The sequence below is a fragment of the Dichelobacter nodosus genome (assembly GCF_001263335.1).
GTDB classification, from domain to species: domain Bacteria; phylum Pseudomonadota; class Gammaproteobacteria; order Cardiobacteriales; family Cardiobacteriaceae; genus Dichelobacter; species Dichelobacter nodosus.
This window is the reverse complement of the sequence record NZ_LGVW01000012.1, coordinates 41,107-57,494: the sequence shown is the minus strand read 5'-3', so window position 1 is coordinate 57,494 and position 16,388 is coordinate 41,107. Positions and strand designations below refer to the sequence as shown.

10 protein-coding genes and 1 tRNA gene are annotated in these 16,388 nt (G+C 42.9%); 3 read left to right on the top strand and 8 right to left on the bottom strand.

Features of this window, described 5'->3' with window-relative positions; translation table 11 throughout:
• Positions 1–23 precede the first annotated feature (23 nt).
• Both AKG33_RS02155 and AKG33_RS02150 read left to right on the top strand, forming a co-directional pair.
• On the top strand, positions 24–1,709 hold the full coding sequence (locus AKG33_RS02155) for a putative transporter (RefSeq protein WP_011927769.1): 1,686 nt from the start codon (positions 24–26) through the stop codon (positions 1,707–1,709).
• A gap of 47 nt (positions 1,710–1,756) precedes the next feature.
• A tRNA-Pro gene (locus AKG33_RS02150) sits at positions 1,757–1,833 on the top strand.
• Between the two features lies 1 nt (position 1,834).
• Here the strand turns inward: AKG33_RS02150 and AKG33_RS02145 are convergent.
• Positions 1,835–3,217, bottom strand: coding sequence for a leucine-rich repeat domain-containing protein (locus AKG33_RS02145; RefSeq protein ID WP_011927768.1), 1,383 nt, complete (start codon positions 3,215–3,217; stop codon positions 1,835–1,837).
• 325 nt (positions 3,218–3,542) lie between these two features.
• Here AKG33_RS02145 and yccS point away from each other — a divergent pair, with 325 nt between their 5' ends.
• Positions 3,543–5,717 carry a YccS family putative transporter gene (yccS, locus tag AKG33_RS02140; protein WP_011927766.1) on the top strand — a complete coding sequence of 725 codons (2,175 nt, stop codon included), beginning with the start codon at positions 3,543–3,545 and terminating at the stop codon, positions 5,715–5,717.
• Here yccS and murI read toward each other — a convergent pair.
• The 7 genes from murI to AKG33_RS02105 form a co-directional block, all read right to left on the bottom strand.
• Complete coding sequence (gene murI / locus AKG33_RS02135; RefSeq protein WP_050707876.1) at positions 5,627–6,421, bottom strand: glutamate racemase; 795 nt, start codon at positions 6,419–6,421, stop codon at positions 5,627–5,629. The two genes, yccS and murI, sit on opposite strands and share 91 nt — an antisense overlap.
• On the bottom strand, positions 6,414–8,273 hold the full coding sequence (locus tag AKG33_RS02130) for an MFS transporter (protein WP_050707875.1): 1,860 nt from the start codon (positions 8,271–8,273) through the stop codon (positions 6,414–6,416). Before AKG33_RS02130 ends, murI begins: the two co-directional genes overlap by 8 nt.
• Positions 8,274–8,338: 65 nt before the next feature.
• Positions 8,339–9,583: a DNA polymerase III subunit beta gene (gene dnaN, locus AKG33_RS02125; RefSeq protein ID WP_011927763.1), complete on the bottom strand. Its 1,245-nt coding sequence runs from the start codon at positions 9,581–9,583 to the stop codon at positions 8,339–8,341.
• 223 nt (positions 9,584–9,806) lie between these two features.
• On the bottom strand, positions 9,807–11,135 hold the full coding sequence (gene dnaA / locus AKG33_RS02120; protein WP_011927762.1) for a chromosomal replication initiator protein DnaA: 1,329 nt from the start codon (positions 11,133–11,135) through the stop codon (positions 9,807–9,809).
• Between the two features lie 188 nt (positions 11,136–11,323).
• The gene (gene dcuC / locus AKG33_RS02115; protein ID WP_050707874.1) at positions 11,324–12,730 is read right to left on the bottom strand and encodes an anaerobic C4-dicarboxylate transporter DcuC; all 1,407 of its coding nucleotides are present in this window, start codon (positions 12,728–12,730) and stop codon (positions 11,324–11,326) included.
• A gap of 18 nt (positions 12,731–12,748) precedes the next feature.
• Complete coding sequence (gene dcuC, locus AKG33_RS02110; protein WP_012031637.1) at positions 12,749–14,146, bottom strand: anaerobic C4-dicarboxylate transporter DcuC; 1,398 nt, start codon at positions 14,144–14,146, stop codon at positions 12,749–12,751.
• Positions 14,147–14,291: 145 nt separating this feature from the next.
• A complete protein-coding gene (locus AKG33_RS02105; RefSeq protein WP_012031636.1) occupies positions 14,292–16,364 on the bottom strand; it encodes a M3 family metallopeptidase in 2,073 nt (690 codons plus the stop codon).
• Between the last annotated feature and the right edge of the window lie 24 nt (positions 16,365–16,388).

Here is a 16,388-nt window from a genome sequence, read left to right as displayed (position 1 = left end):
GGTTGGAGAAGGGAACATCGTTTATGAGCAGTGTTGCAATTACCATCTGTATTTTGTCTTTAGTTGCCAGTTTGGGACTATGGTTGGGCAATATTAAAATTCGCGGCGTTGGATTAAGCATTGGCGGCGTTTTATTTGGCGGCATCATCATTTCGCACATCATGAATCTTCCGACGGTAGCGAGTTTCATGCAACAAAAAAATATCGTATTAGATTCACAAACGCTTTATTTTGTTCAAGAATTTGGATTAATTCTCTTCGTTTATACCATCGGCATTCAAGTAGGACCGGGATTTTTTGCCAGCTTGCGCTCTTCTGGTTTGAAATTAAACGCCTTTGCCGCGCTGATTGTTTTGCTGGGCGGATTGTGCAGCGTGATTTTGTATTATTTATTTTCCATTCCGCTGCCGGCGATTTTAGGCATTCTTTCCGGCGCCGTGACCAATACGCCCTCGCTCGGTGCCGGTAAACAAATTATTGCCGAACTCGGCGGAGAGCAAATGACAGAACTCATGGGCATGGGTTATGCCATTGCTTATCCTTTTGGCATCATCGGCGTTTTGCTTGCGATGTGGCTCATTCGTTTGATATTTAAAATTCGCCCCGAAAGAGAATTGCAATTTTTCGACAAAGAACAACAACGCCAAAAAGGGCTCGCCGGCATCAATATCCGCATCACTAATCCCAATATTAACAACATCCTGCTGCGGGAAATTCCAGATTACGATCTCAATACGGTGATTTATTCGCGCTTAAAACGTAACGACGAACTCATCATTCCGCACCCCAACACCACGCTTTATCTCAACGATATTTTGCATTTAGTAGGCAACAAAAAATCGCTTAACAAAATGCAAATTATTCTAGGCGAAGAAGCCGGTCACGAACCGCTCAATTCCGGCGATTCACCGATTAAAAACGAACGCGCCGTCGTCACCAATGAACAAGTATGCGGCAAAAAACTCGCGCAACTGCAAATTCAATCGCAATATGACGTTGTCATCTCGCGCATCAATCGCGCCGGCGTAGAACTAATTCCATCTGATGAAATGGCATTGCAATTTGGCGACGTTTTGCATTTAGTTGGACGCCAAAAAAACATCGCCACCGTTTTATCATTAATCGGAAACGCGCAACAAAAACTCCAACAAGTTCAAATGTTACCCGTATTTATCGGCATCGGTTTAGGCGTTTTGTTGGGATCAATTCCAATTTATTTACCCGGTTTTCCCGTAGCGTTAAAACTCGGTTTAGCCGGCGGGCCTTTAGTCGTTGCTTTGGTTTTAGCAAGAATCGGCAGTATCGGAAAACTGTATTGGTTTATGCCGCCAAGCGCAAACCTCGCGTTACGAGAAATCGGCATCGTTTTATTTTTATCCGTGATAGGCATTCATGCCGGTGAACATTTTTTCTCAACGCTTTTGAGTAAAGATGGTTTTTCGTGGATTTGTTACGGCGCCATCATCACCTTACTGCCTTTATTAATTGCCGGCATCATCGCGCGCTACTACAGCAAAATGAACTATCTCACGATCTGCGGGCTTTTAGCCGGCGCCATGACGGATACCCCTGCGCTTGCTTTTGCTAACGCCATACAAGAAAACAACGGCGCATCTGTGTTGGCTTATGCCACGGTTTATCCACTGACAACGTTCTTGCGGATTATGCTGCCGCAATTGATCGCGGTATTATTGTGGGCGGCGCATTAAAATTTATTGCATTTCAAAATAGCGGCGGTACAATATGTCGCCGTTTTCGGGGTGTAGCGCAGACTGGTAGCGCGCTTCGTTCGGGACGAAGAGGTCGCAGGTTCGAATCCTGTCTCCCCGACCATCTAATTCTCATCATCTGGCGATGAAAATTCGCCGTCCCAAAAGTCTTCTTCATCAACTTGATTTCTATCCAATAAAATGGGCGGAACGTAAGAACTGTTTTCTTCTGCGGCAGCAGAAAGCGCTTCTTGAACATTGATCCGTTGCCCTCGTTTGATAAAACGCTCAAGTTTTAATTGATTCATATCGCTTAACGCCCACAATTCATCTGGCAAATCGCTTAATCGATTATCGCGAATTTCCAATTTGGTCAATTGCATGAGTAAACCTATTTCAACGGGCAATTGCGCTAATTGATTATTTCTAATATCCAAGGTTTGCAAAGCTTGCAATCGTCCAATTTCATTGGGCAAAGAAATTAATTCATTATTTTTTAAATGCAATTCTGCCAATTTTTTTAATTGCCCGATCGTTGCCGGCAGCGCAATTAAATGATTGCTCCATATTTGCAAAGATTCTAAATTGATTAAATGACCAATTTCCGGCGGTAATACTTTTAACACGTTATTATTCAAATGCAGTTTTTTCAACTGTTTTAATTTGCCAATTTCCGGCGGCAATACTTCTAATTGATTACTGCTTAAATCCAATTCTTGTAAATAAATTAATTGCCCAATTGTTGATGGCAAACGAGAAATTAACGTATGCGATGCCGATAACGTATGCAATTGCACTAAATTTCCAATACTTTCTGGTAATTTTTGAAACATTCCGCCGCGAAACGTTAAAAATTGCAATTGTTCTAATGCGCCCAAAGATTCAGGTAATTGTTGCAATTGATTACAATCTAAAAGCAAAGAACGACAATTTTTTAATTGTCCGAGTTCTTCCGGTAAAGTCATCAATTGAATGCACGATAAAGATAAATCTTCTAATGCGCTTAATTGCCCAATTTCTGCCGGTAAATCCGTTAATGCATAAGATTGAATACTCAAGCGCCGCAATTGTTTTAATTGACCAATTTCTTTGGGCAACGTTGCTAAAGATCCCCATTCTAAATTTAAATATTGCAGCGATTCTAATTGCCCGATTTCTGGCGGCAATGTATTAAAACGGCACCAACATAAATTTAACGATTGCAATTGTTTTAGCTGCCCGATTTCCGGCGGCAAATAAGAACATTCGCTATGGCTTAAATTCAGCGTTTTTAATTGCGTTAAATGCCCGATTTCCGGCGGTAATAACGTAATTTTGGGATATTTAGAAAATTGATAACTTTCATCGGCTTCATTGCGATAAAACCGCAACTCTTCCATTGCTAATAAACGTTCTTTATCGCGCGGCAATTCTTCATCAGGAATTGAAAATTCATCTGCCCACGCCCAAAGTTTGATTAACCAATCTTCATGATTTATTTCAGATTTGTGCTTTGTTTTATGACTCATAAGAACTCCTTCAAAATATAAGTCGAAATAAAGATGACTTATTTATTAAAATTATTTTAGCCAATAGGCATTCATTATTTTTTCTTTTAAATGATTTTGTAAAACAACCGTAATGAAAATAAATAGAAAATAATAATGAGTCAGAATAACACAAGAAAATAAATCAATAACTGATTACGGCAATTAATTAACGCAATTGCAACATGAAACATTGCCCTGCGGCGCGGGTTTAACGATATGATATCAATCATTTTTATGCTGCCTTTCCCGTGCAAAAAGCACCATTCGTGATACATTATTCCTAAAAATCAACCTCATTATAAAAATGCTTACTTTACGTCAACGCTTAAACCACCAATCTTGGCTGGAAAATTTACCCGTATTTACCGCTTTCAGCATCGCAGCGGCAATTATTTGGTTTGCTGACATTCACCGCGGCAGTATCGCCTTATTTTTAGGCGTTATCGCCGGCGTTTTAGCCGATTTAGATCATCATGCCAGCGGTCGCGTTAAACAATTATTCGTGATATTGCCGGCATTTACTGCCGTTTCTTTAGCCGTACAATTCAGCATCGGCAACAGCATTTTATTAACGTTTATCATGACAAGCGTTGCCTTTTGCGCCACCATGGCAGGCGCCATCGATGTTCGCTACCGCACCATTGCATTTGCAACGTTAGTTGTTGCGTTATACACAACGCTTCCTTATGAATCCCAACTCGCGTGGTATCTCAATCCCATGATGCTGATTTTTGGCACCATTATTTATCACAGCAGCCGCGTTGCCTTTGAAGCGCTATTTCCCTGCCGCCCAGTGCAACGCGGTTTGGCAGATGCTTTTCGCGCGCTCGCGTCTTACGTTGCAGCAAAAGCGCCTTTTTTTCTTCCCGATGAACGCAGCGTTTTGGAACACAATCAATACCAACTGGCATTGCGCGCCAATAAAGTTAATACCAGTTTTAATACATGCCGCGATCGTTTGTTTTACCGGTTAAGCGGTCAACACATCAGCCACCGCACGCGCCGCCAATTGCACGATTATTTTATCGCTCAAGATATTCACGAACGCATCAGCGCCGCTCACGTCGATTACGAAAAACTGCTCACCGCTTTGCAACATAACGATATCCTTTTTCGCCTCGAACGCATGATTCGTCTGCAAAGTAAAGCCTGCACCGCGTACGCCAACGCTTTAGAACAAGAAGACCATTATCACTATCCGCCAGCATTAGCGCGTTGCGAAAAAGGATTGCATCACGCGTGGCAATTTTATTGCCGCCACCACGCCCAACGCCCGAATCAACGCCTAGAAACCCTCATCGCCAACCTTTGCACGATTAACGCCAAACTCGCCCAACTCGGCAGCATTCCCGACAGCACTCAAAGCGAAGACAGCCGCGTTATTAATAGCAACGCCGCCAATCTGCGCGAAGGATTGCAACGATTGCGCGACAATTTAAATTTGCAATCGGTTTATTTTCGCCACGCTTTGCGCATCAGTTTCCTAACCCTCATTAGCTGCTTCATTGTGGAAAGTTTCCATTTGCATTTTGGTTACTGGATTATGGTGACCTGCGTTTTTATTTGCCAACCCAACTACGTTGCCACCGAATCAAAATTATTGCTCCGTATCATCGGCACTTTAGCCGGCGTCGTCGTCGGATCTTTTTTGCCGCTCATCGCTCCCGACAGAATCAGCTTGCTAACGTTAATTGTTTTATGTAATACCGCATTTTTTTATGTGCGCACGCGTAATTACGGCGTTTCTACTTTTTTCATTACCGTACAAGTATTTATCGGCTTTGCGATGTCGGGCATTGATATGCATGTTGTAGTCATCAACCGCATTTTTGATACTTTAGTCGGCACCACGATTTCATGGGTTGCCGTATTTTATCTTTGGCCCGATTGGGATTATTTCTCGTTGCCGGCGATGACTTCTGCTGTTTTGCGCAGTGACGCACAATATTTGCGCCTGATTTTGAGTCAAGTCGGTAAAAATCGCGATGACATTCGCTACCGTGCTGCACGCCGCTGCGTTCATGAAAGCGCTGCCGCGTTGCCAGTACTGCTTAACGATATGCTGGCAAAACCGCAAAAATATCAACAAAATATTGAAAAAACACGCCTTTTACTGACGCAAAACTACCGCATTATTGGTTATATTTCGGTATTAGCAGTTTTTCGCGGCACTTTATGCATTCGCGCGGAAACGCAGCAATACATGAATGAAATCGGCGAACAAGTCGCGCAACTGTTAGACGATTTAGCACAAAGCCGCCCCATTAATGACGCGCTTATTGCCCTGAAAAAACGCGTAGAAACGGATTATAACGATCCTGAAATCGAGCCTTTTACCTACTCTATCGCCCGCATTTTAAAACAGCTATCGGCGATTAATCAGCTCATTTATCCTAATAAATCCACGACAATGGGCGCTGAACAATGTTCCGGCACAAATTGCGACAATACCGCGCTTTCTGCCGTGCAAAAACACTGATGCCGCGCCGGCATTACGCCGTCATTTAACAAATCCCACTGCGCGAGAATCCGCCGACTTTGGCGCGCCACCGCCGCGCCGCTGTCAATAATGCTGACTGCGGGCAGTAATTCTTGTAACAACGGGCGCAAATACGGGTAATGCGTACACCCCAAAACTAATTGATCGATATGTTCGGCGCGAAAAGCCTGCGCGTGCGCGGCTAATAATGCGCGCATGTTTGCGCTCTCCATTTGTCCGCTTTCAATTAATTCCACGATACCGCGACCGCTGCGCGCAATTAATCGCACGTTTTTTTGCGTATCAACCCATCGAGTTACCGTATTTTGAAAAGCAGCGCTCATTAATGTGCTCGTGGTTGCTAATACGCCAACCGCGCCGGTTTTAGTTGCCAAAGCAGCCGGTTTAATCGCAGGTTCTACGGCAACAAAAGGAACGTTATAGCGTGTTCTTAATATTGCCGCCGCGTGCGCAGAAGCGGTATTGCAAGCAATGATGATCATTTTGCAGCCGCGCGAAAGCAGTTGCTCCGTATTTCTCGCTGCTAATTCAATAATTTCCGCCGGCGATTTATCGCCATAAGGCGCGTGCGCATTATCCGCCCAAAAAATCGTCGATTCTTGCGGTAATTCTGCGCACACGGCGCGCCAAATGCTGGTGCCACCAACGCCGGAATCAAATAATCCAATGGGTGCGTTATTCATTTTGTGTTGGCGCAAGTAAACAAACGGCGCGTTCTAATTCATCGGCAGAATAAGCATTTGCTGGCAACGCTTTGCCAATAGTAATAACAACTTTGCGGCGAAAAGTTCGCGGAAAGCGGCGGCATAATCCATATTTGCGGCTGAAAAAACTGCCCCACAAATTATCAACGTGAATTGGTATCACGGTGACCGGATCTTTTGCTAGCATCAGCGCCACGCCGCGTTTAAACGGCGCAATTTTGCCGTCACTACTCAAACGTCCTTCCGGAAAAATGCCAACCCATTCATTGGTTTGTAAATTATGATGCACTTGTTCAAAGGATTGTTGAAAATAATATGCATCTTCGTGACGTCCGGCGATGGGAATGGCGCGCACGGATTTAAAAAACCAATTTAATACCGGAACATTAAAAATTTTATAGTACATCACAAAACGCGGAATTTTCGGCAACGCCGCAACAATGGCAATCGGATCGATATAGCTCACATGATTGGCAACAAAAATAACCGGTTGTTGTTCGTAAAACCTGAGATTTTCCTGCGTGCGCACTTCAAAGCGGTAACACAATTTCATAAAACCGCGTGCAATCGCGCGAATCAGCGCATCAGGAAAATAATACACAATCACCAAACTGACCAACGCATGAGCCGCAAAAAGTAAACAGAAAAAATCCTGCAACGAGCCATTAAAAACGCCCAAAACCACCAGCGCGCAGATGCTCACGGCAACCAAAAATAAAGCGTTTAAAATATTATTTGCCGCGATCATTTGCGATTTATAGCCAACGGGCGCTCGTTGTTGAATCAACGCGTATAACGGCACAACATAAATGCCGCCAGCAAAAGCAATTAATAAAAAAGCGGCACTCGTGCCCCAAAAAGATAAAGTGCACATTAATTGCGTCAGCGTTTGTCCGCTGATTTTGGCAGGCGTTGACAGCGCAACGAGCCCGCCTAAACCCAAACACAATAACAATGCGCCGATACTGACCCAATTCATATCGATGCGCCCGCGCGACCATTTCCCCACCGCCAGCGATCCCGCACCGACGCCAACAGAAAATAAAACCAGCAAATAAGTCATCACCGCGGCGTTGCCGCCCAAAATATCGCGCGCGTATTGCGGAATTTGCGTTAATAAACCGCCGCCTAATAACCAAAACCAAGAAATTGCCAAAATTGCGTAAAACAAAGTCGGTTTTTGAACGGTTTCCTGCAAAAGCTGGCGCGTTTGCTGCCACGGTTGCCACGGCGGTAAAGACATTATTTTTGGATTTTGTACGCTTTTGGGAATGAAATAGGCTGCAATCAAACCGCCGCCCGCGCTCATCAACATCACAACGATTAACGCTGATTGTGCTTGTGCGCCCATTAATGCCGCGCCAAGCAATGTTCCCGTTAAAATCGCTAAGAATGTGCCGGCTTCAACGATGCCGTTGCCGAGCATGAGTTCGGAGGCGAGCAGCCGTTCCGGCAAAATGCCGTATTTCACGGGACCAAAAAAGGTTGATTGCAAACCAAGCAAACATAAAACCAACATCATGAGTCCCTTCTGCGCCCAGCAAAAAGCGGCAATCCCCAAAAGCATAATGAATACTTCTAAGCCTTTGACCCACAATATTAATCGGCGCTTTTCGATGCGTTCTGCCAACAGCCCCGACCACGCCGAACATAAAAACATCGGCAAAATAAATAATCCCGCTGATAAGTTGGTATACACGCTCAAAGTTTTTTCGGACTGAATATGCATGGCAAAAAAAATCAGCATGGCGTTTTTGAACAAATTGTCGTTAAACGCACCCAAAAATTGAGTGATGAAAAACGGGAAAAATTTGCGGTGAAAAAATAACATGATCAATTTCTCAAGACGCAGCACAATTAAGACGATTAAACCGGTTTAAATGGCGTTTACAGCGATTATATACGCATAGGCATGATGACGTGGCGGACGTCGGGTTCGTCTTTGCTCATCAGCAAACAGGCTTGTTCTCCGTTTTCAAGATGTAATTGCACGGTTTCGCCTTCCAAATGCATGAGCACATCGATGAGATAGTTAACATTTAAGCCGATTTCTAAAGTTAAATTGCCGCTATTGATGATTTCGAGACTCTCCGCCGTGGTTTCATTTTCCATATTGCGCGCGGTTAAAGTGAGGTTATGACCCACAAAATGCAAACGAACGCCGTCGTGGCGATCGGTGAGTAACACTTTGGCACGCCGTAATGCGGCTAATAAAGCTAAGCGCTCGATGAGAATGGGATTTTCTTGTTGCAGAGGAATCACTTGCCGATAAGCGGGATATTGACCGTCGATTAAGCGAGTGCTGAATTGATAAGAGCCAATCTCTAAGCTTAATTCTCGTTCACTAAAATGCAGCGTGATGGGGCGGGCGTACGTTTGACTATGCTCCCGTGCGGGTTGTTTACGCAACTCTTTCAAGATATCGATTTGTTCGTTTAAGCGCGTTGTTTCATCAACGGATTGGCTGATCTTTTTCTGCAATAACAATTCATTGTTTGCGGCATCTAGCGATAGATGTTTCACCAATTCGTTGACCGCTTTTTCAGGCACGATAAAACCGATATTAGAAGCGATCGCTTCTTCAAAGGATAGTTGCGCACAGGCTAAACGATGACCATCAGTGGAAACGGCATCAAGCGTGTAGCCGTCATCGATGATATTTAATAGTAATCCGTTTAAATATTGGCGCCCGTCTTGATTAGCAATGGCATATTTAACTTTATTTAAAAGATTATGAAATAAAGAAGCATCTAACGAAATATGATGAAGGTAATGATTATCTAATGGAATTGGAAAATCTTTTGCCGGCAAAGTGGCGAGTTTAACAATTGTTTTTCCGGCATGAATATGGAATTGTTGATTAACGAGTTCACAAGTAATTAATGTGCCATCATCAATACGCTGAATAAATTGATAGAATTTATCGCAAGGAATAGTAATAGCTCCAGCGCTTAATTGATTGATAACGGGAATTTGGGTTTTTAAAGTAATTTCGGTATCCGTGCAAATAAGCGTTAATTGTTGATTCTCTAATTTAAGATAAATATGACTCAAAATAGTTAGTGTGGTTTTGCGATCAACAATGCTGTTAAGATCGGCAAGACGTTTAAAAAGTAAATCCTTCACAATTTCGAATTTCATAAGTTCCTCTTTAATATAGATCGTAGTCGTAGGGGCTGTGGATATGTGGATAACTCTGTTAACTTTTTGTATTGATACAATAAATTAACACTCTAAGCTGTGGATAAGTCTGTGGATAAGCTGTGGATAAGCTGTGGATAACTTGTGGATAATTTAAGCATTAAACTTATCCACAGCTTATCCACAGCTTATCCACAGCTTATCCACAGACTTATCCACAGGTTCAACTTCCCATAATTCTCATTTTTAATACATTGTATTCTTTATAAAAACTCTCGTTTTCTTGTAAAAGCTCATCAATTTTGCGGCAAGCATGAATAACCGTTGAATGATCCCTTTTGCCAAATATTTTGCCAATTTCCGGATAAGAATGTTGCGTTAATGATTTTGCTAAATGCATGGCAATTTGTCTGGGTAATGTAATAGCTGCCATTCTTTTTTTTGAATCCATATCCTCTACCGAAATATTAAAATGAGTTGCGGTAATAGTACGAATATGATCAATGGTAATATCACAATTCTGCGCTTGAATTAAATCATTTAATGCATTGCGCGCAATATCTAATGTAATTATTTCATGATTAAATTCACAATAGGCATAAACTTTTCGCAATGCGCCTTCTAAATCGCGAATATTAGAAGTAACTTTTTCCGCAATATATTCTTCAACTTCTTTGGGCAATGAAAAATGCAATCTTTCGGCTTTACTTTGCAAAATAGCGATGCGCGTTTCATAATCCGGCGGCGCCACAGAAACCGTTAAACCCGAACCAAACCGCGATTTTAATCGATCGGCTAATCCTTCAATTTCTTTAGGAAAACGGTCACAAGTGAGAATAATCTGCCGTTTTTTATCAAATAAACTGTTAAATGTATGAAAAAATTCTTCTTGCGAACGATTTTTGCCCGATAAAAATTGTACATCATCAATTAATAACGCATCGGCATTGCGGTAAAAATTAATAAAATCAGACATTTCCCTTTTAGGATTTTTAATGGCGTTAATATAATCGTTGGTAAATTCTTCGGCAGTTAAATACATTACCCTTTTCTTTCCGTTTTGACACAACGCATTGCCCGCCGCATGCATTAAATGCGATTTTCCCAAACCCGTGCCGCCATAAATCAAAAGTGGATTAAAGTCTTCGCTTAACAACCCTTTACTAACGCGATGCACCGCCGCATAAGCATTATCATTGGATTTTCCAACAATAAAATTTTCAAATTGATAATGTGGATTGAGCCGACTATTAAATGTTGGCGCGAAATCGTTTGACTGCTTGCGTTGAGTAAATAAATTTTGTTGCGCCTCGCCCAAACGAGTTTCAATTTGGGGAACATCTTGTTTTTGCAAAGCAAACAAAACGGAGCTCAAATATTTTTCGTTAATTTTATCGAGGGCAAATTTATTGGGCACAAATAAAATCCATTGCCCTTTGCTTCGCGATAAGGTGCAAGAACGCAATAAAAGCATTGCTTCTCTATCCATAATTGCTTGCAAACTATTGATGGCGTTTAACCATTTCTCTTGTGGTATGTGTGCAGAAGCCATAATTGATCTGATCCTTCGTTGCGCAAGGGATTCGCTGTTGATTAAAAATGAGTCGTGGAGACGGTGAAAGAAAAGCCGCACATGATACACCGAATATGGTAAACAGTTGATTTTTTGCGCGGTGAAAAAATGAATAGCGGCAAAAAACGGCGCAGTAAGTGCGCCGTTGAACGTTTTAGCGGTAAAAATTAAACCGACATCGGAATAAAAAATACCGTATACGCCAAAATGACGAGCACGCCGGCTAAAAGCGGCACGCTGGTACGTTTTACCAATAATAATGGCGATAATTTTCCGGCACCAGAAACGGCAACAATCACGCCAGAAACCGGCGACATCGCGCGTCCCGTGCTGGAAATTTGCAACATCGGTGTAATCAAATAAGCGGGATTGATGCCTAATTGTGCGGCAATTTGCGGCGCGAGTTCTACGAACGCGAAAAACGGCGCATTGCCAGAACCGGTGGCAATACTGACGATAAACGTTATCAACGATAATGCCAACATCATCGCCAATCCCGCCGCACCAAAGCTTTTCACCAATCCAATCAACGCATCAGTAAAACCAATTACGCCCAAACTATGAGCAAAAACGCCGGCAGAAACCAATAAAACCACAACGCTGGAAAAGCCATCACTCATGCCTTGATAGCATACTTCTAAACCGGCAAAAGTCTTTTTGGCGCTGAAACTGCGGAAAAATTCTAATACCGCGGTGAGCATAATCGTTAAAACGATGATGGCGCCGAGCGAAAGTTCGGGTAATACGGTTCCAGCAATTTGCCGGCGTCCATCGAAAACGAAAATGAGCAAAATCGGTAAAAACGGCAAAATGCAATAAAAAAGCGGCGCGGTTTTTTGCGTATTTTTATCAAAATGCTGCAATTCGTTTTGTGCGCTGGCAGTTTGTCCTACCAATCCTTCTTGGCGATCGCAGTAACGTTGCCAGAAAAAATGACAAATGCCGACGACGATCAGCGCAATAACTGACATCGGAATCATCACGCCAAAAGTGTACGGCAATAACGCCATGCTGGATTTTTCTGCCGCTAAAACCACGTCCGCAGAAGTCGGCGAAAAATTAACCACCACAGTTGTTGCGCAAATCGCTGCCGCTGATGGTGCCGTGATACCAATTCGGGTTAAAACAGGGAAAAAAGTTGCCATTAAAAAAACGCCGAGCGCGGTGGCAGAATTGATCGCAAAAGACATTAGCGAGCCCAAAATAAAACTGCCGATAAGCAAAATATAAGGCGATTTAATATGTTTGAGTGGTTTGGATAATAAATAAATGACAACGCCGTTAGCGCCGACGTGGGTCATATAAGCGGAAAATCCAACCAAGGTCATGATAATTAACCCTAATCCGCTGCCGCGATTGGAAAAAAGTCCGTAAATATAGTTACTGATATCGTGAAAAAAGAGTCCGCTGCTTTCTTTTATCGGTGATTTACCCAAAATTGCCGCTAACGTGAGGATTAAAACGCCGGCGGTGAATAAAACACCTTTGGCGTTATAACCTTTGATGATGGTAAAGCCGACGAAAAAAATCGCTAAACTGCCCAAAATAATCGGGATAAATGGGGAACTAAACATAATATGCTCTCGTAATGGTTATTGGACGGGAATAAAAATCATGCTGTAGACGATAATAACGAGTATGCCGGCTAAAAGCGGCACGCTGGTGCGTTTAACGAGCAATAATGGCGACAATTGCGCAGAACCCGAAACGGCAACAACAACGCCTGATACCGGCGATAATGCGCGTCCAGCGTTAGAAACTTGCATCATCGGCGCGATTAAAAACGCGGGATTAATGCCGAGTTGGGTGGCAAGTTGTGGTGCGAGTTCTACGAAGGCGAAAAATGCCGCGTTGCCAGAACCTGCCGCGATACTGACTAATAACGTAATTAAAACCAATGCCAGCATCATCACAACGGCAGCGGCGCCGAAGTTTTCAACCAATGAAATCAGTCCTTCCGTAAATCCAATTACGCCCAAACTATGAGCAAACACGCCGGCAGAAACCAATAAAACCACGACGCTGGAAAAGGCATCGCTCATGCCTTGATAGCATACTTCTAAACCAGCAAAGGTTTTTTTAGCATCAAAGCTGCGGCAAAATTCTAAGATCGCGGTGAGAATAATCGTTAAAACGATGATGGCGCCGAGCGAAAGTTCGGGAAGCACTTTATCGCCGATTTTGCATGTGCCGTTAAAAAGTAAAATCAATAAAATAGGTAAAAACGGCAAAATAAAATAAAACGCGGGCACATCATTGTGATCATTTTCATGGGTATTTTGAGCGATAGTGACCGCGGTTTGGTTCGTTAATCCTTCTTTGCGATCGCAGTAGCGTTGCCAGAAAAAGTGAACGATGGCAACCACAATGATGGTTATGATCGACATCGGCACGATGGTTTTAAAGGAAAAGGCGATGAGATCGGCGTTGGCTTTTTCTGCCGCTAAAACAACGTCAGCTGAAGTTGGTGATAAATTGACGATGGCAGTGGTAGCGCAAACGGCTGCCGCCGATGGGGCGCTGATGCCCATACGCGTTAAAATTGGAAATAAAGTTGCCATTAAAAAGACACCCAGCGCGGTAGCAGAATTGATCGCAAAAGACATTAGCGAGCCTAAAAAGAAGCCGCCGATGAGTAAAACGTAGGGCGATTTAATGTGTTTGAGCGGTTTGGATAATACGCGAATCACCACGCTGTTGGCGCCAACATGGCTCATATAAGCGGAAAACCCGATCAATATCATGATGATGAGTCCCAAACCACCGCCGCGGTCTTCAAATAAACTGTATATATACGTACTGATATCGTGGAAAAAGAAACCGCTACTTTCTTTTACCGGCGATTTATTAAGGGCAAAAGCATAAAGCAAGGTGATGATGCCAACGGTAAATAATACGCCTTTGGCGTTATAACCTTTGATGATGGCATAACCGACCGTAAAGATCGCCAATGTACCGATTAAAATCGGAATAAAATGACTTTCTAACATCGTGTATCTCCTATTATTTATTTTAAAAAGATATTTCCTGCGCTTTAAATATAACGCGTTCGCGCGCGCTCAAACAAGAGGGCGCAGTTTTTCAATGAAATAAGCCCTATCAGGTGATAGGGCTTTTATGACAATCAGCAGAAGTTTATAAGCCTTTAGCTTTTAAAAGCGGCGTTAAACTGGGTTTGCGATCGGCAAAGTTTTGATACATTGCATTGTAATCTAACGTATTACCGCGGCTTAAAATCGTTTTACGATAATGATCGCCGTTTTTGCGTTGTACACCGCCGTGATTGACTACCCAATCCCAACCGTCTGCAGTTAATAAATCTGCCCAAGTGTAGGCGTAATAACCTGCGGTATAGCTATCAGGGCCATCAGCGCGCCAAATATGCATGAAATAAGTAGAAAGATAACGCGCCGGCACTTCCGGAAGTGACATGCCATATTTTTCTAAAACGGCTTTTTCAAATTCAAGCGTTGGTTTAAATTGACTTTCATCGGTTGCAGAATGCCATGCCATATCCAAAATTGAAGCAAACAGCAATTCAGAAACGGTATAACCATTATTAAATAAAGAAGCATCAACAATTTTCTTCATTAATGCTTCGGGCATAGGTTCTTGAGTTTGATAATGAACGGCATAATTTTTGAAAATATCGGCTGCCAGCGCAAAGTTTTCATTGAATTGTGACGGAAACTCTACAAAATCGCGGGCAACGTTGGCGCCGGATAATGTGGCGTATTGTTGATCGGCAAATAAACCGTGCAAAGCGTGACCAAATTCGTGGAATAAGGTTTTAGTTTCGTAGAAATTCAACAAAGTAGGTTTGCCGGCTGCCGGTTTGGTGAAGTTGAAAACGTTGACGATAACGGGATTTTGTTGCAACAATTTTGATTGATCAACAAAATTATTCATCCACGCGCCGCCGCCTTTGCTTTCACGCGCATAAAAATCGAAATAAATTAAGCCCAGCGCGCTGCCGTCGAGATCAAAAATTTCATAAACAATCGCTTCAGGGTGATAAACCGGAATATCGTCACGCTTTTTAGCGGTGATGCCGTAAAAACGTTCTGCGGCATATAACACGCCTTTTTCTAAAACGTTGTGCAATTCAAAATAGGGTTTTACTTCGCTTTCGTCTAAATCATATTTGGCTTTGCGTACTTGTTCGGCGTAGTAGTACCAATCCCATGGTTCGAGTTTGAAACCGCCTTTTTGGCTGTCGATTAATTTTTGAATTTCAGCGGCTTCTTCTTTGACTTTAGCAATCGATGCTTTGGCTAAATCCGTTAATAATTTAATCGCATTTTCAGGCGTTTGCGCCATTTGATCTTGCAAGCGCCATTCGGCAAAGGATTTTTTACCCAATAATTGCGCTTTTTTCATATGCAATAAAGCGAGCCGTTCGATGATGGCGCGGTTATCAGCGGCGCCGTCTTGCGCGTTGCGATATAAAGACGCTTTGAATAATTGCTCGCGGATTTTGCGGTTATGCAAAACGGCTAATAATGGTTGTTGCGTGGTGTTGCTTAAAGTCAGTAAATATTGACCGTCGTGACCGGCATTTTTGGCTTCTGCTGCGGCTTGAGCGATTTGATCGGCGGTTAAACCATCAAGTTCTTTTGCATCTTTAACGAGTAATCCGTTGATTTTGCGACCTTTTAAAACGCGCGCCACAAATTCGGTATAAAGACCAGCGAGTTCGCCGTTAATGGTTCTTAACTGTTCTTTTTGCGCATCATTTAACATGGCGCCGAGCATTTCAAAACGTTGTAAATAAACCGTTACCAACCGCTTACTTTCTTCATCCAGAGCCGACATATTTTGGCTAACGGTTTTAATTCTTTGATATAAACCGTCATTTAAATAAATGCTGTCGATATGAGCGGCAAATTTGGGCGCAAATTCTTTTTCTAATGCTTGCGTTTCCGCGGAAACCAGCGATTGCGAATAATGATAAAACGCTGTTTTAGCACGATATAACACGCGACCGGAACGTTCGAGCGCGATCAGCGTATTTTCAAAAGTGGGCGCTTCTTTGTTGTTGACGATATCGGCGATTTCCGCTAATTGCGCTTTAAAACCGTATTCAAAAGCCGGACGAAAATGGTCGGTGGTGATTTTGTCCCATTCTGGCGCTTGATGCGGCAATGGGCTGGCGTGCATAAACGGGTTATTTTTAAGTTCTGCGGTGATTTCGGGGTGTGTTTGCATAGTGAATTCCTGCTCTTTAGTCAA